Annotated in this window: 24 protein-coding genes; 15 read left to right on the top strand and 9 right to left on the bottom strand. The window is 59.1% G+C overall.

What is annotated here, in order from left to right; all coding sequences use genetic code 11:
- Positions 1 to 93 precede the first annotated feature (93 nt).
- From C482_RS03265 to C482_RS03235, 7 genes are all read left to right on the top strand, one after another.
- The gene (locus C482_RS03265; RefSeq protein WP_049896442.1) at positions 94 to 1,062 is read left to right on the top strand and encodes a phytoene/squalene synthase family protein; all 969 of its coding nucleotides are present in this window, start codon (positions 94 to 96) and stop codon (positions 1,060 to 1,062) included.
- A 158-nt stretch (positions 1,063 to 1,220) separates the two neighbouring features.
- The gene (locus tag C482_RS03260) at positions 1,221 to 2,930 is read left to right on the top strand and encodes a thiamine pyrophosphate-binding protein (RefSeq protein ID WP_006166057.1); all 1,710 of its coding nucleotides are present in this window, start codon (positions 1,221 to 1,223) and stop codon (positions 2,928 to 2,930) included.
- 284 nt (positions 2,931 to 3,214) lie between these two features.
- Entirely contained in the window at positions 3,215 to 3,610 is a 396-nt protein-coding gene (locus C482_RS03255) for a hypothetical protein (RefSeq protein WP_006166056.1), read from the top strand.
- A gap of 300 nt (positions 3,611 to 3,910) precedes the next feature.
- Positions 3,911 to 5,071, top strand: coding sequence for an MFS transporter (locus C482_RS03250; protein WP_006166055.1), 1,161 nt, complete (start codon positions 3,911 to 3,913; stop codon positions 5,069 to 5,071).
- A gap of 86 nt (positions 5,072 to 5,157) precedes the next feature.
- A complete protein-coding gene (locus C482_RS03245) occupies positions 5,158 to 6,432 on the top strand; it encodes a M24 family metallopeptidase (RefSeq protein WP_049896434.1) in 1,275 nt (424 codons plus the stop codon).
- A 110-nt stretch (positions 6,433 to 6,542) separates the two neighbouring features.
- Positions 6,543 to 6,944 carry a cupredoxin domain-containing protein gene (locus tag C482_RS03240; RefSeq protein ID WP_241431873.1) on the top strand — a complete coding sequence of 134 codons (402 nt, stop codon included), beginning with the start codon at positions 6,543 to 6,545 and terminating at the stop codon, positions 6,942 to 6,944.
- Positions 6,945 to 7,120: 176 nt separating this feature from the next.
- Complete coding sequence (locus tag C482_RS03235) at positions 7,121 to 8,128, top strand: LLM class flavin-dependent oxidoreductase (protein ID WP_006166052.1); 1,008 nt, start codon at positions 7,121 to 7,123, stop codon at positions 8,126 to 8,128.
- Positions 8,129 to 8,166: 38 nt separating this feature from the next.
- Here C482_RS03235 and C482_RS03230 read toward each other — a convergent pair whose 3' ends face one another.
- The 4 genes from C482_RS03230 to C482_RS03210 form a co-directional block, all read right to left on the bottom strand.
- Complete coding sequence (locus tag C482_RS03230; protein WP_006166051.1) at positions 8,167 to 8,556, bottom strand: hypothetical protein; 390 nt, start codon at positions 8,554 to 8,556, stop codon at positions 8,167 to 8,169.
- Positions 8,557 to 8,712: 156 nt separating this feature from the next.
- A complete protein-coding gene (locus C482_RS03225; RefSeq protein ID WP_006166050.1) occupies positions 8,713 to 9,795 on the bottom strand; it encodes an alpha-ketoacid dehydrogenase subunit beta in 1,083 nt (360 codons plus the stop codon).
- Complete coding sequence (gene pdhA / locus C482_RS03220; protein ID WP_006166049.1) at positions 9,792 to 10,940, bottom strand: pyruvate dehydrogenase (acetyl-transferring) E1 component subunit alpha; 1,149 nt, start codon at positions 10,938 to 10,940, stop codon at positions 9,792 to 9,794. Before pdhA ends, C482_RS03225 begins: the two co-directional genes overlap by 4 nt.
- Positions 10,941 to 11,521: 581 nt before the next feature.
- Entirely contained in the window at positions 11,522 to 12,976 is a 1,455-nt protein-coding gene (locus tag C482_RS03210; protein WP_006166047.1) for a sodium-dependent transporter, read from the bottom strand.
- A 382-nt stretch (positions 12,977 to 13,358) separates the two neighbouring features.
- Between C482_RS03210 and C482_RS03205 the strand changes: the two genes are divergently transcribed.
- Entirely contained in the window at positions 13,359 to 13,742 is a 384-nt protein-coding gene (locus tag C482_RS03205) for a hypothetical protein (RefSeq protein ID WP_006166046.1), read from the top strand.
- A 5-nt stretch (positions 13,743 to 13,747) separates the two neighbouring features.
- Here the strand turns inward: C482_RS03205 and C482_RS03200 are convergent, their stop codons facing one another.
- On the bottom strand, positions 13,748 to 14,881 hold the full coding sequence (locus C482_RS03200) for an MFS transporter (protein ID WP_006166045.1): 1,134 nt from the start codon (positions 14,879 to 14,881) through the stop codon (positions 13,748 to 13,750).
- Positions 14,882 to 15,070: 189 nt separating this feature from the next.
- Complete coding sequence (locus C482_RS03195) at positions 15,071 to 15,829, bottom strand: hypothetical protein (protein WP_006166044.1); 759 nt, start codon at positions 15,827 to 15,829, stop codon at positions 15,071 to 15,073.
- Positions 15,830 to 16,127: 298 nt separating this feature from the next.
- Between C482_RS03195 and C482_RS03190 the strand changes: the two genes are divergently transcribed.
- The 3 genes from C482_RS03190 (at position 16,128) to C482_RS03180 (ending at position 17,960) form a co-directional block, all read left to right on the top strand.
- Positions 16,128 to 16,748 carry a DUF502 domain-containing protein gene (locus C482_RS03190; RefSeq protein WP_006166043.1) on the top strand — a complete coding sequence of 207 codons (621 nt, stop codon included), beginning with the start codon at positions 16,128 to 16,130 and terminating at the stop codon, positions 16,746 to 16,748.
- A gap of 104 nt (positions 16,749 to 16,852) precedes the next feature.
- Positions 16,853 to 17,482 carry a TetR/AcrR family transcriptional regulator gene (locus tag C482_RS03185; protein WP_006166042.1) on the top strand — a complete coding sequence of 210 codons (630 nt, stop codon included), beginning with the start codon at positions 16,853 to 16,855 and terminating at the stop codon, positions 17,480 to 17,482.
- Positions 17,483 to 17,558: 76 nt separating this feature from the next.
- Positions 17,559 to 17,960 (top strand): zinc ribbon domain-containing protein, encoded by a 402-nt coding sequence (locus tag C482_RS03180; protein ID WP_049896431.1) that lies wholly within the window; start codon positions 17,559 to 17,561, stop codon positions 17,958 to 17,960.
- A gap of 39 nt (positions 17,961 to 17,999) precedes the next feature.
- Here the strand turns inward: C482_RS03180 and C482_RS03175 are convergent, their stop codons facing one another.
- Entirely contained in the window at positions 18,000 to 19,445 is a 1,446-nt protein-coding gene (locus tag C482_RS03175) for an MATE family efflux transporter (protein WP_006166040.1), read from the bottom strand.
- A 1,169-nt stretch (positions 19,446 to 20,614) separates the two neighbouring features.
- Between C482_RS03175 and C482_RS03170 the strand changes: the two genes are divergently transcribed.
- Together C482_RS03170 and C482_RS03165 are read left to right on the top strand one after the other, a co-directional pair.
- A complete protein-coding gene (locus C482_RS03170; protein ID WP_006166039.1) occupies positions 20,615 to 21,457 on the top strand; it encodes a ParA family protein in 843 nt (280 codons plus the stop codon).
- Positions 21,454 to 22,140, top strand: a complete 687-nt coding sequence (locus C482_RS03165; RefSeq protein ID WP_006166038.1) for a hypothetical protein — start codon at positions 21,454 to 21,456, stop codon at positions 22,138 to 22,140. Before C482_RS03170 ends, C482_RS03165 begins: the two co-directional genes overlap by 4 nt.
- A 76-nt stretch (positions 22,141 to 22,216) precedes the next feature.
- Here the strand turns inward: C482_RS03165 and C482_RS03160 are convergent, their stop codons facing one another.
- Positions 22,217 to 22,525 carry a hypothetical protein gene (locus C482_RS03160; RefSeq protein ID WP_006166037.1) on the bottom strand — a complete coding sequence of 103 codons (309 nt, stop codon included), beginning with the start codon at positions 22,523 to 22,525 and terminating at the stop codon, positions 22,217 to 22,219.
- 127 nt (positions 22,526 to 22,652) lie between these two features.
- Here C482_RS03160 and C482_RS03155 point away from each other — a divergent pair, with 127 nt between their 5' ends.
- The gene (locus C482_RS03155) at positions 22,653 to 23,189 is read left to right on the top strand and encodes a CoA transferase (protein ID WP_006166036.1); all 537 of its coding nucleotides are present in this window, start codon (positions 22,653 to 22,655) and stop codon (positions 23,187 to 23,189) included.
- A gap of 237 nt (positions 23,190 to 23,426) precedes the next feature.
- A complete protein-coding gene (locus C482_RS03150; protein WP_006166035.1) occupies positions 23,427 to 23,921 on the top strand; it encodes an acyl-CoA dehydrogenase family protein in 495 nt (164 codons plus the stop codon).
- A gap of 38 nt (positions 23,922 to 23,959) precedes the next feature.
- Here the strand turns inward: C482_RS03150 and C482_RS03145 are convergent, their stop codons facing one another.
- Positions 23,960 to 25,108, bottom strand: coding sequence for an ABC transporter ATP-binding protein (locus tag C482_RS03145; protein WP_006166034.1), 1,149 nt, complete (start codon positions 25,106 to 25,108; stop codon positions 23,960 to 23,962).

Below are 25,108 nucleotides of genomic sequence, written 5' to 3'. Positions count from 1 at the left end.
AACCATACTAGTGTGGGTCAGCTGTTTTAGCTGCCTCTCGGCTAGACCTGTCACCTGACGACCCCCCGTTGCGTCAGCGGAGAGAGAATGCACCTGCACCAGGGACACATCGACTCGGACAAGGCGAAGGCGATCCAGAAGCGAACCGGGAAGACGTTCTACCTCGCGACTAGGTTTCTCCCCGCACGCGTTCGTCACGCCACGCATGTCCTCTACGGATTCTTCCGCATCGCAGACGAAGTCGTCGACGACGCCGCCGGTATGCCGCCGGCCGAGCAACGCGCCGAACTCGAGTCCCTCCGCGCTCAGGCGCTTGGCGAAGCCAACGCCGATGATCCTGTTCTCACTGCGTTTGCTGACCTGAAAGAGGCAGCTGCTATCGCAGACGAGGAGGTCAATGTCTTCATCGACGCGATGGCTTCGGATATCACGACGAGTCGGTACGAAACGTACGCGGAACTCGAGTCGTACATGCGCGGCTCGGCGGCAGCAGTCGGCGTGATGATGACTGCGGTCATGGACATGGAGTCCGAACTAGAGGACGCCGCACTACCGCATGCCATCGCGCTCGGCGAGGCGTTCCAGTTGACGAACTTTCTACGCGATGTGCGTGAGGATATCGTCGAACGCGATCGGATCTATCTACCACAGCGGACACTCGAGAAGCACGGCGTTTCTGAGGCACAGATCCAGCGTCTCGAACACAGCCATTCGTTCGAATCGGTGATGCGAGACGAACTTCAGCGTGCAGAGGAGCGATACCGAGCGGGAGTTACCGGCATTCAGTATCTTCCCGATGACTGTCAGTTACCGGTGTTACTCGCTGCAGTCCTCTACGCGGAACATCACGCGATTATCCGTGGACAGGAGTACGACGTACTCACGTCGGCCCCGTCGCTGTCAACGGTTCGCAAACTGCGGTGTCTCGTCAAAACGCGATGGCACTGGCACTGGAACCGCGACCCAGAAGCGGTGTTCCGACGGGTGTCTGCGGTTCCAGTGGCCGACAGTGAGACGGAATCGCGGGGGTCGGGTCACGGTGGCGGCGTGCCGACGCAGTGACGCTTCGCTTCCCGTGTTCTGGCGGTAGTAACGTCTTCTATCCGGTACATTCACCGGAAACCTGGTGTGGTGCCAGCTAGTCGGACCACCACTCGATACTATGATAACATATGACACACCGGTAGAACAAAGAGCGGTGGAATGGACAACCGTTCTAGATGATGTCCACAGCAGCCACACTCGTCGAGACGCTCGAGGAGCTCGGCGTCGAGTACGTCTTCGGCTATCCCGGCGGCCGCGTGATCGAACTGTTCGAGGCGGTTCCCGACGCCGATATCGACCTCGTCCGGCCGCGAGACGAGCGCGAGGCGAGCGTGATGGCCGAGATGTACGGCCGGCTAACAGGCACACCCGGCGTCCTCACCGGACAAGGGCCGTGGATCGGCAGTATCGGGATGATCGGTCAGATGGAGGCCCGACTCGCCTCCTCGCCGATGGTCGTCCTCACCGAAGCCTCCGAGCGCGGCGAGTACTCGACACTCGCGCCGTACCAGCAGGCCCGGGGTGACTACGGGGGCTTCAGCCTCCCGGATATCCTCGACGGTGTGAGCAAGGAGTGGTGGTTCCCGCGGACACCGGTCGAAACGGTCCGCTCGACGCAACTGGCGTTCAAGCACGCAGTCGCTGGCCGGCCCGGCCCGACAGCAGTTATCCTCGACGGCAACGCGATCACCGCCGATGTGCCGACCGATCAGACGCCGCCGTTCTGGGACGCATCGGCACAGGCGCGGACGTGGGACGCCGCGCCGACCGCGTCCGACGTTGCGTCGGCGGTGGCGGTACTCGAGTCCGCCGACCGACCGGTGATCGTTGCGGGCAACGGTGTCCATGCCGCGCAGGCCTACGACGAACTCGCGGCGGTCGCCGAGACGTACGACTGTGCGGTCGTCACGTCCTACCTCGGCAAGTCGACGTACCCCGAAACCGACGAACGCGCTGCGGGCGTTATCGGTTCCTTCGGTCATGAGGGCGCGAACCGCGTCGTCAGCGAGGCCGACACGTTGTTGGTCGTCGGCTGCCGGCTGAATCCGATGGATACCAACTGGCAGGCTCCCGAATTCATCCGCCCCGACGAGCAGACGATCGTTCACGCCGATATCGACACGCGGAACGCTGGTTGGGTCTATCCCGCGGATGTCGGCCTGATCGGCGACGCCGCCGAGACTCTCGCGGTGCTCGCCGAGGCAGGTGCGGAAGGCTCGTCGAACGGGTGGGCGATCGAGCGCGCCGCCGAGGCTCGCGAGTGGTTCGACGCACCCGAGTGTACGGACGATTCGATACCGATCAAGCCCCAGCGCGCCGCGAAAGCGATTCAATCCGCCGTCGACGAGGACACCATCGTCACCGCCGACTCGGGGAACAATCGCTTCTGGCTGTTGTACTACCTCCAGACCCCCGCCGTCCGAACCTACTTCGGAAGCGGCGGCGTTGGCGGCATGGGCTGGGCGAACCCGGCTGCCGTCTCCGCGGCGCTCGCGACCGACGACGAAACAGACGTCATCGCCGTCGCCGGCGACGGCGGCTTCTCGATGACGATGAACAGCGTCGAAACCGCCGTCGAGTACGGCGTCGCACCGACGTTCGTCATTTTGAACGATACCAGCCTCGGGATGGTCCGCCAGATGCAACACGCAGACGGCGACATCGCCGGCGTCGAGTTCCACGACACCGACTTTGTCGGCATTGCCGAGGCATTCGGCGCGGTCGGCAAGCGCGTGACTGAACCCGGTGAGTTGGCGAGGGTACTCGAGTCCGCCAAGACGGCGGACGTGCCACACGTGATTGACGTCCGGATCGATCGCGAGGAGGATATGGCGGCAACGTTGTCGTCGTCGTTCTACGAGTCGGTTGGCGGATTGCACGAGTGAGCGGTTCAGTACAGCTCGGTTCTGATTGCTTCTGATCGCTCCTGCTCGGTTCTGTTCCGGGTGTTCGCAATTTGGTAATTGCGGATGTGGTCATCTGTGCTCCGGTGTTGGTGCTACCGGCTAGCGCGGTGCCAGCAGTACCGTTGTAGAAGCACAGTTGTAGGGGGGCGTATTCCTCACAGCACCTCTCAGTAAACGGATGAATTGGACAGTAGATTAGTGTTGACCGGACTGCCTCGCCAGGAACTTATATACGGTGACAGCGTACTCGCCTTTGAGGAACCATGGCGCTCCCACGACTCGCTTCAAGCAGCGCTGTCGCGGACGTAGGTGATTTAGTCCTCCTCGTGTCGATTCCGTTTCTCGTAGCAATCTCGTTACTCGGTCTCTTTGGCTTCATTACCGTTGCTGCGGCCATTTCGATCGTTTTCGTTGTCGCGGTAGTCCCGCTTTTGCTGTTGTTCGGTGACTCGTTGTTGAGGGAATCGACAGACGACGAGAACGATTCGGTAGCGACGATTCGTGAGCAGTACGTTGATGGAGATCTCTCAGAAGCGGAGTTGGAACGTGCGGTCGAGCGCGAACTCTCGGGTGATGATGGCAAGACTAGCACTGGGGCCGACGAGGATACCGTTTCGCCGTCCGAAACGGAACGATCTCCGGAGCACGAGCGACGGTAGCTCGAGTAGCGGTGGAGAACGCGATCGGTTAGTATCGTAGCCACTGTACGTCGATGCACCTGACCGCACGGGACCTGTGCAATCAGTGGGTATATCGGTAGCTATTACGACAATACGGCAAATCGACCGCGTCCAAAGTCGAACAAACCGACATCGGCTTCAGTTCACAGTCGACCCTTGCCGTTCGGTTCGAGACCCGCTTTGGCTACTGGAAGACATGAGCAGCATATGTGAGACCTTGGTGTAGGCAAACGAGAACTGTTCCGGAAGCCTTGAGATTGGTTGTTTGGAATACTGTCTATGGCCCGGGCTCGTGTCTTCACCTCGCTGTGCGTTCTCGTCTTCTTCGTTAACCTCGCAAGAATCGTCTTTGCGCCGCTTCTGGGGGTCTTCATCGATGAGTTCGGGATCGGTGAGGCGACTGCTGGGCTCATTGTCACGCTTGCCTGGATCGGGAGTGCAGCCCCGCGATTGCCCACCGGCTGGATTCTCACGAAGGTTCCACGACACCACGTTGTGATCAGCTCCGGTTCTATTCTCGCGATCTCTTCTGCAATTGCTGCGATGGCGACGACCGTCGAGCACCTGATGGTCGGCGCGTTCTTCATGGGCATCGCCTCGGGTGTCTACTTTGTCTCGGCGAATCCACTCCTGAGCGAGCTCTATCCGGAGCGAATCGGACGCGTGATGGGTATCCATGGGGCTGCGAGCCAGATTGCGGCTGTCGTTGCCGCGCCGTTTGTTGCGCTCTCGCTGTTCGTCGACTGGCGACTCTCGCTGTGGGCGATTGCCGTCGGTGCTGCCGTCATCACGATTTACACGTGGCTCGTTGCCCGTGCGACCGAGATGCCGAGTGCGGGACAGGCGGATCGCAACTTCGTCGCCGGCGCGCTCTCAGAGTGGCGGCTCATCGCCACTGCGCTCGCCATCGTCGGCTTCGCGGTGTTCGTCTGGCAAGGCCTGTTCAACTTCTACGAACTGTATATGATACAGTCGAAGGGTCTCTCGGATCGTGCAGCCGGGCTGATGCTCACGATCGTCTTCGCTACCGGTGTCCCCGCCTTCTACTTCGGCGGTGACTTCGCCGACAGACTTCCCAAGGTTCCGTACCTGCTCGGCATCGTCGGCGTCTTCGCCGTGAGTGTGATCGTCCTGACGATGGTCGAGAGCCTACTCGGGTTGATCGTCATCTCCGTGATCGTCGGTTTCGTCATCCATTCGCTGTTTCCCGCCGTGGATACGTTCATGCTCGACACCCTCCCGGATTCGACGCGTGGGAGCGCCTACGCCGTGTTTAGTTCACTTTGGATGGCGACGCAGGCGCTTGGCTCCTCGGCCGTCGGGACGCTCGTCGAACAGGGCTACACCTACGACGAGGTGTTCACCGGCGGCGCGCTCTTGCTGGGTGTCCTGGTTGTTGTTCTCACCGTTCTCGATCGGGCGGGCCGGTTGCCGACGTGACTTTGGCGTTCGGTCTCCAACACACGATGAAAAAATCAGATCAGCGCCGGGATTTATGTCGCTTAGCGTGAATGCGCTACCTATTCATGTCGTTTGACAATCGGCAGTTTATGGAGGGTACTCGAGGAACGCAGGCCGTCGACTGGGAACAGCGCATCGACACCCAGCGTCTCCGCAAAGAGCGCAAGGAGAAGGCACTCGAGCGCCTTCAGGAGACCGACCTCGGAGCCATGCTCCTCGTCTCAGATCCGAATATCAGGTACGTCACCGGACTGGCGATGACCGGCGGCAGCGGTGCAGACCACTACACGCTGCTCACTGAAAACGGTGACATCGTCCACTGGGATACCGCAGATCACGCGAGCAACCAGCGGTTCAACTGTCCGTGGCTCCACGACATCCGCTACGCCTGTCCAGGACTCGGCAACGTCCCGCGGGCGTCCGGCAGCGCATCGGCCCGTGAGTTCTTGCGATCGAAGATGGCCGAAACTGTTCACAATGCGATGGAAGAGTACGGCGTTGCCGACGAGACCCTTGGAATCGACATCGGTAATCGAAGCCTCGTTTCGGCGTTCGAGGATCGCGGCGTCGATGTCGACATCGGAACCACACAGGCGGTGATGGAAGACGCCCGGAAGATCAAAACCGAAGACGAGATCGAGTGTCTGCGGATGGTCGCCGCGATCTGTGAAGCAGGCTTCCAGACAATCAAGGATACCGCGAAACCGGGAATGCGCGAGACAGAGGTCTGGGGTGAAGCCGTGCGCGAACTCTGGCGTCACGGCGCGTTTGTCGGCGGCGGCTACGTCACGTCGGGACCGAACACGTGGCCCAAACACCAGGCGAACACCACCGACCGGGCGATCCGACCGGGCGACCTCGTCTACGCCGACTTCTACAACATCGGCTACCTCGGCTACCGTTCGTGTTACTACCGGACCTTCTCGATTGGCCAGCCGACGCAGGCACAGCAGGATGCCTACGAAAAAGCACGGGACGATCTGTACAACGTACTCGAGCGCATCGAGCCCGGCGCGATGACCGACGAGATCTGCCAGGCGTTCCCGGACGAGGAGGGCGAGCATATGGACTGGTACGACGCCAATGAGTTCTGGGAGATGACGACGAATCACTGGGCGCACGGCCTCGGGCTGCAACTCTACGAAGTGCCATTGATTTGGCGCGGACTCTCACCGGATCACCCAATCGAGATCGAGGAAGGGATGACGATGGCTGTCGAGACGATGCAGCCCGCGGACAGACAGGGTGTCCGCGTCGAGGAGATGATCGTCGTTCGCGAGAACGGCGTCGAGGTTCTGAGTCAGTGGCCGGTTGAGGAGATTACGGTGATCGACCACTGATCGGTGCATTTCAAGGAGTTTGGTCAGTACAGTAGCTCTGATGAATTATTTAAGTACTTACGGATGGCCAGAGAACGGTGATGATCCGAGAGAGTACACGGCGGAGAGTTTTGCAACTGACCGGTGGAACGCTCGCTATTGGGTTCCTTGGAACCAGTGTGAGCGCACAGGACGATGACCCAATCGAAGCAGAGACGGAGATCATGTTCGACGGACTGACCGAAGGCTGGGTCGGCGTCGAACCCGAGGAGATCGCCGACGACGAGAATCCAACCTTGATTCTCACCGAGGGTGATAGCTACGAGATTACCTTCGAAAACATGGACGGGGCCGAACACAATATCGAAATCGTCGACGAAGACGACGAGGTCGTCGACGAGTACGAAACCGACACGAACTCGGAGGAAGGAGAAACCGAAACGCTCGAGATCGACGAGGTAACTGACGAGATGGCCGAGTACGTGTGCCGGCCGCACGAAGAGACGATGCGCGGCGAAATCGACGTCCAGTAACCCTACCCCCTCTGACATTTCCGACTTCCGACGTTCCCAACCGTTGTTTTGACCCGCGGAAAGCTCACTTGACGGGGTCCTCTCTCTCGCGTTGCGTGCAACCAACTCCCGGCGACACGGATCACATCGTTGCAGTTCGCATCAACGGTTAAGTTAGTTCGCGTACACGTTGGCGTATGAAACTCGGTACCGGCCTCTTCACCGGCCAGCGGCGACCGGACGACGACCGCGAGATGGCCGCGCTGTACGACGAACTCCGGACGGTCACACGCGAAGCCGAAGCCGCCGGACTCGACAGCGCGTGGGTCTCCGAACACCACTTCGCCGAGGACGGCTACCTCTCCGGAACGATGCCGACACTCGGCGCGATGGCCGCCGACACCGAGGAAATCGAAATCGGTAGCTGTGTCGCACTCGGGCCGCTGTACGACCCGATCCACCTCGCAGAGGACGCCGCAACGGTCGACCTGCTCTCCGACGGCCGACTCACGCTCGGCCTCGCAATCGGCTCGAACCCTAACGAGTTCGATGTCTTCGGCGTCCCTCGAGAAGAGCGCGCGGAGCGCCTCGCCGACCTCGTTTCGTTTCTCGACGGAGCCTGGAGCGAGGGGGAACTCGAGTACGAGTCCCAGTTCCACGACATCCCAGCCGACGTCTCGATTACGCCGAAGCCGACCGGCGAATCTGTCCCGATCATGCTCGGCGGGGCGGCCAAGCCGGCCGTGCGGCGCGCCGCTCGCACTGCGGAGGGCTGGTGTGCGCCCTCCTCGCTGTCCGTCGAGGGCGTGCGAAAGCGTGTCGAGGATATCCGCCGAGTTCGCGAGGAAGAAGGCATCGACGGCGAGTTCACGATCTACGTCCTCCAGCACGGCTGGGTCGGCGACTCCCGCGAAGGGGCCTGGGAGACCATGCGCGATGGCTACTTCTACATCCAGCGTCGGTACGAGGAAATTTTCTCGGGAGAAGCCGTCGAGGAACTCGACGACGAGCGAAAACAGGAACTGAAAGAGCAGGCCATCTTCGGCACCCCCGAACAGGTGACCGAGGAACTCGAGTCCTACCGTGACGCGCTCGGCGACGACATCCATTTCATCTTCCGGACGGCGCACCCGGGTGTCGGAACAGACGACATGGTCGAGTGTGTCCACCGGCTCGGCGAGGAAGTCGCGCCGCGGCTCCGGTAGGCACGACCAACATGGGCTGGAACTGGAGATGCAGCTGATTATCCCTGTCGTGAGGCGCGGTACCCCGACATAGATTCGGTGAGCAGGTAGGCGACCAACGTGACGACAAGCACGATGTAGCCTAGGGAGTCGAGTGGGATCGTTGCGATAGCGCGACCGCCTCCATAGAAGATCGCCGCTCCGGCGGCGAGGAGGACAACGAGCGTTGCGACGTATCGCCACCGCGACTCAACAGGGATCATCCCGTCGTCTCCCCGAAGTGCGAGGTAGAAGTGTGCCCCGCCGAGGACGAGTCCATAAAAGAGGAGGAATACTGCGACTGGCGCTGGTCCTGTTTCGGGACCGATACCGGTGTATTCGACCAGTGCCAGGACGAAGAGGCCGATCGTAACGGAGGCGATGTGAACAATTGTATCGCGGGAAACCATATATCGGCTTCACAGCTACGACCCATAGCTTTTGTGTACTGACTAATCAGCGGGTAAATTCACTCTGAAACGACTCCGATACTCGTAACGAAATCCTCAGAAAGCTTCTGAACCCAACCAGCGGGCCTTTGACCGATTTCGTGGTGCCAATGCGCTTTAAAATGAAACTGTCTCGCGAATGCCTTCCTGGATCCGGAGCGCCTGTGGCAGGTAATAGTCCTCGAGTTCGTGCAGCGGCATCGGCACATCGTAGCCGGCGACGCGGGTGATCGGTGCCTCCTGATGCAAGAGGGCTTCCTCCTGAATCGTCGCTGCGATTTCTGCACCCAGTCCGGCCGTCTTCGGCGCTTCGTGGACGACGACGGCGCGACCGGTCTTCTCGAACGAGTCAACGACGGTCTCCACGTCGAGCGGGGAGAGCGTCCGCAGGTCAACGACTTCGACATCGATACCATCCTCGTCAGCGACGTTATCCGCGGCGATGAGCGTCGGATGAACCATCGCACCCCAGGTGTAGACCGTTACGTCTGAACCCTCTCGTTTGACGGCTGCCTTGCCGAGTGGCGTCTCGTACGCATTCGTCGGCACGTCCTCACGGAAGGCACGATAGACCAGCTTCGGTTCAAGGAAGACGACGGGGTCCGGATCGCGGATCGACGCGATGAGCAACCCCTTCGCGTCGGCGGGCGTACTTGGTACGACGACCTTCAGTCCCGGTTCATGGACGAAGAACGCTTCTTTGGATTCAGAGTGGTGCTCCGGTGCTCGGATGCCGCCGCCGTAGGGCGCGCGCACCACCATTGGGACCGTGTACTGGCCGTGACTCCGGCTTCGCATCCGTGCTGCGTGACTGACGAGTTGGTCGAACGCCGGGTAGGCAAACCCCATGAACTGCATCTCCGCAACCGGTCGCATGTCCGTCATAGCGAGCCCGATCGCCGTGCCGACAATTCCTGACTCCGCAAGCGGCGTGTCCACGACGCGCTCGTCGCCGAAGGACTCGAGTAACCCCTCAGTTGCGCGGAAGACGCCGCCGTTTTCGGCGACATCTTCGCCGAGGACGACGACGTGTTCGTCGCGGGCCATCTCAGTGTGGAGGGCGTTGCGGACGGCTTCGACGAGGTTCATGGTCTCGGTCGTGGTTGCGGTTGCGGTCTCGGTCTCGGTCTCGACCTGTGACACACCTTCCCTTGACTCCTCCTCAGGCGTCGCCGCCTCGTCCGAACCAGTCGAACTCATTCTAACACCTCGTGGAACGCGTCGTCACCGTACTTCTTGCGAAGGGATTCGAGTTCGTCCTGCTGTTCACGAAGGCGGTCGGGGAGTTCGTCGTAGACGTGGTCGAACATCGTCGTGGGATGCGTTGTCGCCCCCTCGACGGACTCGATTGCGTCGGTGAGTTGCGCTTCGATCCGGTCGTCAATCTCGGCTTCGAGGTCGTCGTCGAGCAGTCCTTCGTTGGTGAGGAAATTTCGCATACGGTCGAGTGGGTCTTTCTCGCGCCAGTCCTCGGCTTCGTCCTCCTCGCGGTACGTCGAGGGGTCGTCGGCGGTCGTGTGTGCGCCGTAGCGGTACTGGACGGCCTCGATGAGCGTCGGTCGTCGTTCGCCGTCGGCCGGGTTCTTCGCCTTCTGGAGGGCCGCATGCGTCACTGCGTAGACGGCGAGTGGGTCGAGCCCGTCGACTCGGACTCCCTCTATCCCGTACGCCGCGCCCTTCTGGGCGATGGTTTCACTGGCAGTCTGGTGTTCGCGAGGGACCGAAATCGCCCACTGGTTGTTGTTGCAGACGAAGACAGCGGGGACGTCGAAGACGCCGGCGAAGTTCAGTCCCTCGTGGAAGTCTCCTTCGGAGGTCGCCCCGTCGCCGAAGTGACAGAGGACGGCGGTGTCCGTTTGTCCCTGGAGTTGTTCGCCCCAGGCCATGCCTGTCGCCTGGGGGATCTGCGTCGCGATCGGAATGTATTCCGGCATGACGGTGACGCCGTCGGGAATCGCGTACCCCTCTCGAAGGCCACAGAGAGGTTTCAACAGCGCGCTGAGTTTCATTCCGTGGACGTACTTTGCGGCGTGCTCTCGATATGTTGGGAGCAGCCAGTCCTGCCGGTCGAGCGCGTAGCCGGTCGCGACCTGTGCTCCCTCCTGTCCCGTCATCGGGGCGTATGTCGCGATCCGTCCCTGTCGCTGGAGGCTGATCGCTCGCTGATCGAATTGTCGGGCGAGCTTAATGTCTTCGTACATCGAGACCAGGTCGTCGTCCGAGAGGTCCGGCACCTCCGCGTTCGACAGCACGGTTCCGTCCGCGTCCAGGATCTGGATCGGGTCAGTCGTGCCGTGTACCGTTGCACCATCTGGATGGTGGTCCGCTTCGTTTTGCGTGCTCATTGTCGGGCATCTCGCGTACCGCAGCTGCACCGCGTGGCCGTTGCTGTTGCGTTGCTGTTGCTACCGGTGTGCCCCCGACCACAACTGAGGTCGAGAACGTCAGCGATTGATCCGTCTCTGTGTGAACCGCCGTTATCGGTCGGCGGTGTCATCGGTTGCTCCCTGCGACATCGCGTCCGGCTGGTGTCGCAGTGGTGAGTGTGAACTGCCGTGCAGAGACTGCAGTGGCTGCAATAACCGCATCATTCGCAGTGGTTTCCCTGACCGCGCTGACTGCGTTTGCCGCATCGAACGTGAAATCGAACACCCCGCCAGCGCCGCTCGTCGTGTCCAACCTGTCCAGAGGAACCGTGTCATCCAGTCCGCACCGACTCGCCAAAACTGGTCACTGGTGCCACATTCCTCCGGTGTGCTGGCAGGTACCATATGAAAATTAGTCATCAATCATCTACTTAATAGTACCGTGGTAATGAATAGCAATACTTCGTCTAAACACCCTCATACGAGCGACTATTCACAGAAGACGTATTTCGAGAACTAGCCTGTACAGGACTGTACTGGTGTTTCCACTCGTGTTCGATCTAGTCGGCGGACTCAGCTTCTGTTTCGGTCTCGTTCTCGATCATTGCTCGTCGTGACTCATCGCCTTCGGACCAGCGGATGAGGCCGACGAACGAGACGGCAGTGACGAGTGTGAGTGCAACGAGTGCTTCGGTACCGGGGCTGTAGCCGAGTAGTCGGAAACTGTCGCTGTAGAACGTAAACAGCAGAAATGTCGGGAAGATCGTTCCGAGGGCGTATCGCCACGGAACCGCGATTGAGTGCGCAATCGTTCCGGCACCGTTTCGGAACTCCGTAACAGCGTCGGGGCCGAGGACCCACGCAACGTAGAACATGAAGCCGGTCAGTCCGATCGTCATCAGCAGATCAACGACTTGGTCGGCAATGAGCGTGAATACCTCGGCGCTGAAGGCGTTGAACGCACCGGTAACCATGACGACGCCAAGGAGTGAGCCTGTTGCGACCGATCGGTCGACGTTAAACTCGTCGACGAGGAACGAGACGGGGATCTCGAGCATACTGATCAGGCTTGTGATCGCAGCGAGCAACACGACAAAGAAGAAGACGGCACCGAAGAGCCAGCCGACCGGAAGGTGCGCGAATGCGCCGGCAATGCCGACGAACAGCGCGCCGGCACCGCCAGCCGTTGGCCCGTCAGCGAACGAGAAGAGAAGTGGGAATAGGAGCAGTCCCGAGAGGATGCCGATACCGAGGTTGAGACCAGCGATCGCGGAGGCGTCGAACGGTAGCGAGCGGTCGTCATCGATGTAGGATGCGTACGTGATCATTGTTCCACCGCCGATCGAGAGGGTGAACAGTGCCTGACCAGCGGCAGCGCCGAGGACCGAGAAGAAGTTGTTCGAGAGGTATTCGGCGTCGAAGTCCAGGAAGAACGCATAGCCCGCGACTGCGTTTGGCTGCTGGGATGCCCAGATCGTGAGCCCGACGAGCAGGATCACGATGCCGGTCATCATGGACTTCGTTGCGGCCTCAATACCGCGGCGGACGCCGGCCATGACGATGCCGGCGGTGATCCCAAGGACGACTAACTGATAGACGAACGCTTCGAGCCCGTAGCTAATCGTCTCGAAGTGTGTGCCCGGATCGGCGAAGTACGCGCCGGTGAAGCTCTCGACGAAGTACCGAAGAATCCACCCACCGACGACGCTGTAGAACGAAAGCAGTGCAATCGCCGTCACAACACAGAGGAGTCCGAGTGCGGTCCATGCACGAGATCCCTTCAGTGTCTTGAACGCTCCAACTGGATTTCGGTTCGATCGGCGGCCGATGACGAACGCAGCCATCAGGCCCGGAACTCCGACGCCAAGAACGATGAGAATGTACATCAGCAAGAACGCGCTACCGCCGTTTTCCGCTGTCATCCAGGGGAATCGCCAGATATTCCCGAGCCCGACCGCGCTGCCAACGGCGGCCAGAATAAACCCGAGACGGGTCCCCCATGTCTCTCGTGTCATCCTGTCTCATGGGATCGGCCGAACAGCTAAAAGCTCTTCTATCGATTTGGTATGATGATATATGATGATTATCGACTATTGTATTCCCTCCATGTAGAGACATACCATCTGATATTTCTTACGACTGACTGCCAACACTCCTCTTGAGTACATATTTTGTCAGCATTTGTGCTTCTTATGTTGCTCTATTGGATAGATCTCAACCCGCTCCCTCTTACGATTACTGGGAATTACCACTAATTAGTACCACACTTCCGACAGGGTGTCTAACTTCTGCCACGAGATGGGTTTTGATAAAACGATGTCTGCGACAGGTTGTGGGAAGGCCCACGTCGTGGGACTACTCCCTCCTTTCTTATCCAACGACGACATACTCTTCTCTATGGACGAATCCACCTCGCTCGCACGAACTGGGTCGCTCGCAGTCGGCGTTGGCTTGCTCATCCTCGGTGTCGGCGCTTACATCGCCTCGGGTTTTGAAAGTATCACCGCTCTGATCCCGGCACTCTTCGGCGTTCTCGTTATCGGCCTCCGAATCGCTGGTGATGCGGTCGGCCGAGAACGACTCGCAACGTACGGGATCGGAGCACTCGCGCTTGCGGGTATTTTTGGGTCTGCACGGGGTATTCCGGATCTCCTTGCACTGCTTACCGGCAGTGCGGTCGAGTCCACCATCGCAGCCGTTTCGCAGGGGCTTATGATCGTGTTCTGTCTCGTACTGCTCGGTATCGTCGCACAGACGGCCCGAACGACACAGACTGGATAGTCGGTTCAGTCTGACGGCGTCGATACGGCTCCCGTCGTCCCGACGACAACTGCCCAGAAGGACACGATAGTCACGCCAAGCGTCAATAGAATCGCAACGGTGTAGCTCTCCGTGTAGGCAACGCTTGCTGTTCCAAGCGGCGGCATCGCGAGTGCACCGATTCCGCCAGCGACGTTGAAGATGCCGATAATCGCCGTGTCCTTCTCCGGATTGTAAATCTCCATCAACAGCGGAATGTACAGGGTCGCACACCCACCGAGCCCCAGCCCAATGATGAATACGGCGACGGTGAGTATCGCATACTGCGGCGCGAGCAACAACGCAATGCCGACTGCAGCACAGCCAAGCGACGCGAGAAACGCCCGCCGAGAGCCGACGATATCGGCGATGTAGCCACCACCGATACGCGAAATGATGCTTACCCCTCCGATCAGGCCGAACAATGCCGATGCACTGGCCTCAGTCAAGCCGCGCGCAGCGAACAGATCGATCGCGTACGCCGCGAGTAGCTGATACCAGGCAAACGCCAGCGACATCCCCACGAAAAGCACCTGGAAGGTGCGCGTTTTGACTACTCCACTGAGCCACGAAAGCAGCGCGCTATTCGAGTCCGTCGACTGTGTGGCCCAGGGTGGACGGCGACAGAGGAGAGTCGCGAGCAGGAACGCCCCTGCCGTCGCCGCCATGATGACCAGAAAGCCCTCACGAACGCCAGCGGTGCTGAGTGCGTACTGCCAGAGTGGCGGCAGCACGAACAGACCGAGTCCGTTGCCGACGAAGATCAGGCCGGTGGCTGCGCCGCGGCGCTCGTCGAACCAGCGGGGGACGACGGAGGCGACCAGGACGAAGACGGTACCGAGCGCGAGCCCGAGGCCCGCAAACACGAGGGTGAGCCCGAGATAGGACTCGACGGCGTACAGAGAGGGTGCAAGGAGTGCCGTCGCGGCTGTGCAGGCGAGAAGCACCCCGCGGACGGGAAGCCGTGCGGCGAAGATGCCGACGAGCCCGGAGCCGATGAAGAACGTAAACAGCATGATCGAGAAGACACCCGAGAGCGCGACGGGAGAGACGGCGAACGTCTCGCTGAACGGCTGCTGGAAGATGCCATAAGAGAGTGGCGTGCCGAACGTAAACACCATCGCAATCGCGCCGGCGAGAGCAACACCCCAGCTACGACGGCTATCAGTTTCTGGCAGAGGCTCGGAGGCAGGACTCACGCCATCGCGTAGGTGTACGACCTGCGAAAAGATTCCGTTCCCAGACAAATACGCCCCTATCGAGATGTGTTCTCGCGTTCCGGTGCCTACACGCTATCTGCGGAACACTGGTTAGAGTGCGAAGAGGATCAGCGCGTAGACGATTGATCCCAGTGCGAACGCCCAGAACCGGCTCTCACGCGTTCGCGGGAGTTCATCCTTGATCGCGTTGAAGATCACGCCACCAGTGAGAAAGCCAAGCAGGATGGTAAACGCTACATCGGAGAGTGTGTAGACGAGTGCACCGAGGCCACCCGCGATGACCGCGCCGGCGAGGATCCACTGCCCCACATCACTGTAGAGTTCGTGATAGTGTTGTTCCATTGCTTCGTCGTTCCCGAAGAGATGAAACCCCATCGCGAACGCGAACAGGAGGCTACTCTCTGCTCCGGTTCGCCCCTGCACGAGTACGTAGCCGATAAAGGCGTTGTACACGATGAAACCGCCGATATGGACCCAGAACACCGACTGGTTGCTGAACCGTCCGAGCGAGGTCGGCAACTCGATTGCCTCGGAAAGAGCCGCAATCCGTTCGAGCCCGTAGAACAGCGCGATGCCGATAAACACGAGGATGTAGATGTGATCTGCAGTGAGCGTGGCGACGATCAGATCGACGCCCTCGAGTGAACTCCGGTGCGCGTCGAGTTCCGGAAAGAGGTGAAGGAAGGCGTAAACAATCGATATGCCGCCGGCCGCCGAGAGGATACTGCGTCGTGAGACGAACGGAACACCGGGAAGATACCCTGGGAGGAGATGCACGAGTGCGATTCCGAGAACGAGCGCTGCTACCAATAGGTCGTCTGCAACTGCTGTTCCTGCGAATGCACCCATTATCCTGATGTTCGGTGGCTGTCGAGTGGCCCTTTTGCGCTGCGAATGCTGGCTTGCGGACTGTCACAACACTGGTGTCGGTACGTAACCGACGTACAGAGTCGTCAGTAGCATGGGTATCACTGCGTTGACTACCCATTCAGTCGCCTACGGCGACCGTCAGATACGAATGCGTTCTCGAAATCGGTCAGTAGCGAGACCGTTTCGGTGGTACAGGCACGTCCAGTGGACGTTCGGAAAGGTTGATAGCACGTCGGCCAGTACTGAAAGCCACTGCCACGTTGGGAGGAGTGAATAAATGTCGGCCTGGAAACGTGATTTCGTGAGTGGACTCATCGTTATCGGCCCGATACTCGTCACACTGTTCGTTCTCTACGTTGTCTATAGTTTCGTCGAGGGGTTGACACCAGGATTTCTCATTCCTGCCGAACTGCTTGATCACCTCATCGAAAATTCCACCGTTCGTGATCAGGTAATCGAGTTTTTGCGTGTCGTTCTCTCAGTAGTCACGCTGTTTGTCGTCATCGGCATTGTCGGCTTCCTGATGCGCACGACCATCGGTACGGTTTCCGAACGCATCCTCGATACTGGAGCAAATCGACTCCCCGGGATCAGGGTCGTCTACAACGCGTCTAAAACCGCTTCCGAGACCGCCTTCGGCGAACAGGACCGGCTTCAGGAGCCAGTAAAACTCGAGGTCTGGGATGGTCTCCGCATGACGGCGTTCAAAACAGGACGCACCACAGCTGACGGGAAGGAACTGATCTTCCTGCCGACCTCACCGAATATCACGACCGGATTTCTCCTCGAAGTCCACCACTCGGAACTCACCGAACTCGAGGAGTCGACTGGCGAAGCACTGACCCGTGTGTTGAGTGCCGGTTTCGGTGAAGCCAATGATCGAAACTCGAGCAACTGACAACCCATATATTTCCTGACAAATACGTCTGCGGTGTGACAGCCGTCTCGTCGCGACACAACGGGAACCTGAAGTATTTACGTCTCATTGCCGAGCATAGCTATATGGCAGATACATCGGACACGGATCACACAGCAACCATCGCCGAGGAGCGAGACGATACGACCGAGGCGATCATGGAAGCCGTCTATCTCGCACTTTCGAAACACGGCTATCCGGAGACGACGATGTCTCGAATCGCTGCCGAGTTCGAGAAGAGCAAATCGTTGCTGTACTACCATTACGACGGCAAAGAGGAGATTCTCAACGATTTCTTTGCGTTCGTCTGCGAGGAACTCGAGACATCATTCGAGGAAGAGTCGGACGACGATCCGTACGAGCAACTTATCGACCTGCTCAACCGTGTTCTTCCGGCTGATCTGAACGACGAAGCACTTCAGTTCCGGCAGGCCTTCTTCGAAATCCGTTCGCAGGCACCTCATAATCAATCCTACTACGACCAGATCAAGCGTACCGACGAGATTTTCATCACAGCACTGACCACGATACTCGAACGCGGTATCGAGTCGGGTCGATTTGTCGATGTTGAGCCAGCACAGCAAGCGGAGTATATCTTTTCGACAGTGTACGGAATCATGGAGCGCGGTGTGACACTCGAGGATCGGGACCTCATCGAGCAGAACCGAGCAGTGTTGATCGACCAACTCGAACGGACACTGCTTGTTGACGAATAGCGGATATTCGTTCTCTTCTGGAAGGCAGACATCGATCACAAGAAGATTTACGACTGACCAGGCATTCAGTCTCTGTATGGACCAGGCTCAATCTCAACCACAAACACAGTCTGACTCTCGCAAACGGCCCTGGTTTGCGGCCGTGCTCGGTCTCTTCATCACCGGCCTCGGTCAGATCTACTTGCGACGCTGGCTTCGGGCCCTCGGCTGGCTCGCGCTTGCGTTCCTCGTTGGTGGTCTGTTCGTTCCCGAGTCCGTTCTCATGGATCCAATGCAGGCGTCGTTCTGGGATGCAGCACCGCTCCTCGCTGTTGGTGCTGTGAGTGTCCTCGACGCCTACGTTCTAGCGCGACAGCACAACCGCCGTATTGAGATACAGGAAGCGACTCTCTGTGCGTCGTGTCACCGGGAACTCGAGGACGATGTGTCGTTCTGCCCGTGGTGTGCGACTGAGACGCCGACGAAAGCCGACGAGTAGCGATCCAGTGTCGTATTTTCTCAGCACCCAGTCTTTGTCCTAGTCGTCTGCGACCGCAGCGTCCGGGCGGTACGTCTCGCTGATCGACTTCCACTTGTCCGTCCGGAAGCGCCAGTAGTTGATCGCTGCGGGAACCGTCGTCTCGGCGACGAAGGCGAGATACAGCCCCCAGTAGCCGAGCGACGTAGTGGCACCGAGGTACGCGAGCGGGATCGAACAGAGGAACATCCCGACGAACTGGCTGGCGAACGGCACGCGCGTATCACCGCTCGCATCGAGCGGTCCCGCGGCGGCACCCGCGACGCCCTGGAAGACCACCGCGACACAGGCCGCGTAGACGAGGTCGGTGGCAATCGGAATTTCGGCGCTCGTCGGATCATCTGCAAACAGGACCACAATCTGTTCGGCGAACAGCGCGATTACGATCGCCGAGACGATGTACGTCGCAACCGCGAACCGGATAATATCGCGGCCGTAGGCTTCCGCTTGCTTTTCGTTGTTCTGGCCGAGCTCCTGGCCGACCAGACTCGAGGACGCCAGGCCGAAACCCCAACCGGGCGTGTTCATGATGCCCCAGATTCGGCGTGCGATGACGAACGCGGCGACCGTGTTCTCGCCGAAGATATCCAGTATCCCGAGCATCGGGAACTCGGCGACGACCCAGACGAGATTACGGCCACCAACGGGAAGACCGATTTCGACGATGTCACGGATGGTTCCCGGGTCGAGATACGAGCCGAACGGGTCGATCTGGACCGGGAACTCGCCGACGCCGGGAAGCGACCCGTAACTGAGTCCAATCGCGAAGCCGGCCGTCACTGCGATGTTTGCCAGTACGGTCCCGGCAGCAGCGCCGGCCACACCCTCGTTCAGCCCGAAGATGAAGACGGCACTCAGAATGATATTGAGAACTGCACCGCCGGCTCGGACTTGCATTGCTGTGTACGAATCGTCGGCACCGACGAGTACGCGACTCCCGACCAGGTTGAGTCCGGCGAACGGGATGCCGAGTGCGACGTACTGGAGGTACGTTGCACCGTAACCGATTGCTGCCTCGTTCTCTGTGATCAGTGAGATGAACTCCGCCGGGTACGTCCAGAACAGCACCAGCACGGGGAGGCTGATCACGAGAACGAGCAGCGTACTCGAGCGGACGGCGAGTCCCAGTTCCTCGTAGGCTTCAGCGCCGTATCGCTGAGAGACGAGTGCGATCGTTCCGCCGGCGACACCGCCGCCGATCGCGAAGGCGAGTCCCCAGAAGGGACCCGCGAAGCCGACACCGGCAACGGCCGAGGTGCCAACTGCCACGCCGACCATCGCGACGTCGACGGCGCTCTTCGACATGCGAGCGATACCGGTGATGATGCGCGGCCAGGCGAGAACGGTCGTCCGGATGGCACGGTCGCGATCTATGAGACCAAGACGTGCGAGAGCGAGACCGATATAGAGGATCGTTAGCCGCAGCGGATTCGGGAACCGAGTCACGGATAAGTACCAGTTCCTTATCCTATTTGTTCAAAGAAGTTTGTTAGCCGGCAAGCCGCGAACCCTAGTTCTGAAGGCAGTTTCCCGGTAGCATGCCACATTAGAACCAATCAATATCTGTTTCTGTCATTACTGCCAAATCAATACTCGCTCCATACGACACGGCCCACTGTCCGCCACACCGACCACCGCTTCGTTGTGTGGTCCTTCAAACTAATTGTGTAGCCTTTCAAATAATTGATTCTCGCTTGACTGTGGAACAACTTCATAGACCAACCTCAGTTGCCCTTGCAGTGACGAAACTCTTCAGACCTATCTAGTTAGTCTACTTGGTTAGCCTAACTAATCTTCCCTGCTGCGTGTTTTTACGTTCCAGTCAGTCCGATTTTCAGCCACTGGTGGGTTTTCTTCCAATCCTTCTCAGCTATACTGTCTAGTTAGGCTGATTAGTTATGCCGTCTAGGTATCCTTCTTCGATAGTTTGTAGTGTTCGCGTTTTGCTCTGATGGCATGGTACTCGTACGTCCGCCGACAACGACTCTCCACTTCTGCTGTGCTGTGGGTTGAGTTTACTTTATGGGCTATTTTGGAGGCCTATTGGATTGGCCTACCTGATGAGTCTAACCAATCTTTCTCCTAGATCACCGGGGCTACTTCTTTGGGGCCAACTGCCTCTTCTATCTATTCAGTAAGTCTACTGGGTTCGCCCTTCTGGATGTACTGGTTAGTTATGCTAACTAGATGGTCTACCTTGTGGTTATGTCGATACCTTCTCAGAGGGTGATGCCTCTCTTTCAGAATGTTTCTCCTCTGTTGGTCTACCTGATTAGGCCATTTGGTTGGTCATTCTAGCAGACCTAACCGAAAAACCGATCTCACAAGGGTACTTGGGTATCTGCGGCATACAGTTTCCTGCTTATGCCACACTGTATTATTAGGCTGATCGGTTAGGCTATTTAGATAGGTTGTCTGGAGGATCTAAACAGATATCTCATGCAATATGCCTCATCACTCCCTCTGGCCGGTGTTCGTCGCCACTCCTCCCATTGAAGTACTATCGATCGCCTATGAGGGCCGTCCTTTTAGTTAGGCTAACTAGTTATACTATTTCATTAGGTCGTGAATTTCGTATGACGGAGTATTATATTCGAGGAGACTAACTGGTGGGTATGCTCACGTACACGACCTACTCGGAGGCGGGCGGCGTCGGCAAGACGACCGTCGGCGCAGCACTGCTCGAAGCCCACGCTGACCACGGACTCGACGTGCTCGCGATCGACATGGATCAACAAAACGGTTCGCTGACCTACCTGCTCGACGTAGACGCACCGCGAGACGACAGCCAGGTCGACAACATCGTCCGGCACATGATCGACCGACCAAAGGGTGACCTCGCGGACCTCATCTACGAGACCGAGCAGGGATTCGATCTGCTCCCGAGCCACAACATGCTCGAGAATCTGGAAGACCTCCTGAACCGCGCCCAGCAGATGGCCGACGACCTCGGCGAGGGTGACGACTTCGATCCCTACGACCGACTCCGGCAGGTGCTCATGGACGCCGGCATTCCACAGGCGTACGATGTTATCGTCGTCGACCCACCGGCAACGGCTGGCCCGCACCTCTACAACGCGGTGTCTGCCACCCGCAGTCTGGTTATCCCAGTCGAACCAACCGGAAAGGGGATGCAAAGCGTCATCGGTCTCGAGGAACTCGTCGAAGGCCTCGAGGACCGACTTGCAGCCGAAATCGGCGTTCTCGCCGCCGTTCCCAATGGGATTGGACGAACGACCGACCAGGAGCGCTACCTCGATGAAATACACGAACGCGGCTATCCCGCACCCGTCGCGCTTCGAGAGCGGTCGTCCCTGTTCGAGGGCTGCTGGGACCAACAGTGTACACCGGCGTACTACGTCAAGGAGCATCGTGATCGTACGCGTGATCACGAGATGGAGACACTCGAGAAGGTCGACGATCTGGCAGCACAGATCGAAGAGGTGGGCGGGCTATGAAGAAAGGCTCCGGTAGCGATCCGTTCGCAGATCACGAGGCCGAGACTGACGACGGCGCAGATCAGGAAGGGGGTGAAGCTGAACCGGACAGCGCTGACGCTGATGCTTCCTCAGCAACGACACAGGAGACTGTCGAACCTGAGCAAGAGACGACGGATGCGGCGGCAGAGACAGTGGTAGAAACCGACAAAGAGGCAGAAACGGACACGGCCGAGACGAACCACAACTCGAGTACACCCCACTCAGATTCGGCGACGAGCACCGAAACGACGACGTTCGACGAAGCCGCTGCAACTGAGGTCGACTTAAGTGCGTCCAGCGACGGGATGCCAGCAGTAAGTGCGGCGGAGCAGGAAGCGACCAAACCAGCCAATGAAGAGGTGGCCGCAACTAGCGGAACGGACGCCGTCGTACCAGAGCCGCCCCAGGCCGGCGCTACTGATGGTGGCATTCCGTGGGTGTACGTTCGCGACAACGTCAAGCAAGATCGCGGCATGGTGCAGTTCTATCTCCGGGACTACCTCGTCGACGCCGAAGACGAGTTCGTTGCCGCGGTGAGTGACGAACTCGGTACCGAAGTGTCGAAGACGGACGTCCGCGAGGCTGCGTACGAGGCTGCGATGCACAACGTCGACGACGTTGTCGAGCGGCTCGAAACGTGGGGATTCGAGTCGGCTGAGTAGCGGCCGTTTGACGCTGTTCGATGACTGTTCGGCGACGGCTCGACAACGGTCGAAACCAAGAATTGATGCAGGGCTTCTACTCGCTTTCTTCGAAGAAGTGCGTCTCGAGTTCCTGCCGTCGGGTCTGTGCGGCAGTTAGCCGTGCGGTTTGTTCTGCGAGCACGGCCGTCACCACGCAACCGACGACGAGTATGGTTGGGACGAGTGCGGCGACCAAATGTGGCTCGGCACCAGCAAGCGAGGGTATCGTGGTTTCGATCCAGCGCTGTGTCGCGGGTGATGGCGTCCCAAGAAGGAGATGATACGCCCAGCCCGCAGCGAGGAGGCTGGTAATCGGCGAGCAGACAGCAATCAGTGTTTGTCTGATGCGTGTGGAGGGGATCATCGGCAAACGAGTCGTTTGATCGCAGCGACGACCGAAGAATAAGCCTTCTGTTTTCACGATCAGTGGTGATGTCCCGGATTGTCCCTCGCGAACTCGCAGGCGGTAACCCCGCCCCGGGGAGACGCCGTTGACCGACCAGTTCCCCTGGTACGACGTCTATCCTGCTTCCGAAGGCTACGTTACACTCGCCGCGCTAGAACCGCACTTTTGGCAAGCCTTCTGCGAGGCCGTCAATCGCGAGGAATGGATTGAGTACCATATGACGAGCGATCCTGCCGAACTCGAGACGCTTCGGGAGGCACTCGAGTCCCTCTTCAAAACACGAACCCGTGACGAGTGGGTGTCGTTCTTCGAGGGTGTCGATGCGGCGGTCGGCGGCGTCTATACGCCGGCTGGGATGGTCGAGTATCCGCAGATTGAGGCACGGGGTCCGTCGACGCTGGGGCAGCTGGTGAGGGCGAACCGTCGGCAATCGGCTTTCCCGCTTGCGGGATCAACATCAACCACGATGGACCGACGGCGGGTGCCGAACACGGCGACGATACGGAATCGATCCTGCAGGGGATCGGCTACGAGACGGGTGCACTTGAGCAGTTGCGCACATCGGGAGCGATTCCTGAGTGAGGGCAATGGAGAGGTGTCCCCTTCGGCGGCAGTCGCATGAAACTATAGTATCCACTGCAAGTCACTGCGCACCTGATCGCACGACGGCAGCGCGGTTCGGAGCGAGTGAACTGAGCGAGAACCGCGAACGTGCGATCAGTNGCACGACGGCAGCGCGGTTCGGAGCGAGTGAACTGAGCGAGAACCGCGAACGTGCGATCAGTGTGTAACTAGTTGCAGGTGTTACTATATGATCACCATCGAGAGTTAAGTATCGCAACAGGGAACACTGTTCAGAATGAACACATCAGAGACGGGAGCCGGCGTGTCCTTCGAACAGACCACCTTCTACGACGCGATGGAGTTTCTCGGTCTCGGTCGGGTCAAGATTGCTGCCGAGTCTGTCGGTCGAACGAACTGGCTACTCGAGACGGCCACAGCGTTTGCAAACGACCGGGACGTTCGGGCGGACGATTGGAAGTTCCATGGAATCTTCCACAAGATCGCTTGGGGTCGGGCGAACGCCTTCGCTGCGGATGCTGCTGGCCTGCGCTGTGCGTGGCAGCTCGATCAAGGCAATGGCGCAATCGCCGAGTCGTCGATCTGCAAGCGGCTCGCGACGAATACGTTCTGGGAGGTTGCAGACGACGTGGTTCAGATCCACGGGAGCGGCGGTCTCGCCGAAGAGAACCCGTTTATGGACAATCTCTACCGAGCGCGAATCATGCGGATCGTCGAGGGAACGGACGACATTCAGCTGAATACAATCGCAAAGCAATATGGCGTCGAGTGATTGACTGCAGGTTGGTTCTCCGATTCGTTCCCGCCGGCTCAGCTCTTATTTTCGATTTCCTGCTGGACGTGTTTCGAATCGATCGACGAGCGGTAATAGAGGCGGTCTCCCGACTCGGAATCGTACATATAGACGTTCTCGGGTGGGAACCGAACGGTTGCTTCGTCACCGTTCTGTACGTTCGTCGACTCAGGAACCAGCGCGGTGAAGTCGCGCCCGTCGATCGAGAGGTGGACGATCTTGTTCGCTCCCGTGTGTTCGACGATTCGAACCTGTGCGGAGACCGTGTTCGACCCCGTGGGATCTACAGTCGTCGAAAGATCCAGATGTTCCGGTCGAATACCAAGCGTTGCATCGCTGTCGAGCAGCTCCGGCGAACTGTCGGCCGGCCGCTCGAGGTCGATGTGTACCGACCCGAAGTCAGCCGTCAGTGAATTGCTCGACGCGGAAAGCTGTGCGTCGACGAAGTTCATTGATGGCGTTCCGATGAAGTGTGAGACGAACCTGTTTGCGGGTTCGTTGTAGATCTCTTCCGGTGTCGCGAACTGCTGTACCTTGCCGTCGTTGATGACGATCACCCGGTCGCTCATCGTCATCGCTTGCTCCTGATCGTGGGTCACGTAGATCGTCGTCACGCCGATTTCCTTTTGGAGTTCCTGTAGCTCCTCGCGGATCTCGACGCGCAGCTTCGCGTCCAGGCTCGCGAGTGGCTCGTCCAGCAGGAAGACGTTCGGTTCAAGTACCATTGTTCGCCCGATCGCGACACGCTGCTGTTGGCCGCCCGAGAGCTCGCTGGGTTCGCGGTCGAGCAACTCCGCGATGTCGAGCATCTCGGCGATCTTGACGATCCGCTCGTCTTGCTCTTCCTGTGGGACGTCCGCGACGGAGAGTCCGAACTCCATGTTCTCGCGGACGCTCATGTGCGGGTAGAGCGCGAGATTCTGAAACACCATGCCAATCCCGCGCTTTTTTGCGGGCGTGTTGCTTACGTCCGTGTCACCGAAGAAGATACGTCCGCTCGTGAGCTGTTCGAGGCCGGCAATCAGCCGTAGCGTCGTCGTCTTTCCACACCCACTCGGTCCCACGATCGAGATGAACTCGCCGTCCTCAATCTCCAGATCGACATCCTCGACTGCGACGACATCACCAAACTGCTTGCGAACCGTATCCAGTGTGATAGACGCCAT

The sequence above is a fragment of the Natrialba chahannaoensis JCM 10990 genome (assembly GCF_000337135.1).
GTDB classification, from domain to species: Archaea; Halobacteriota; Halobacteria; order Halobacteriales; family Natrialbaceae; genus Natrialba; species Natrialba chahannaoensis.
This window is presented reverse-complemented; position numbering and strand designations above follow the sequence as displayed.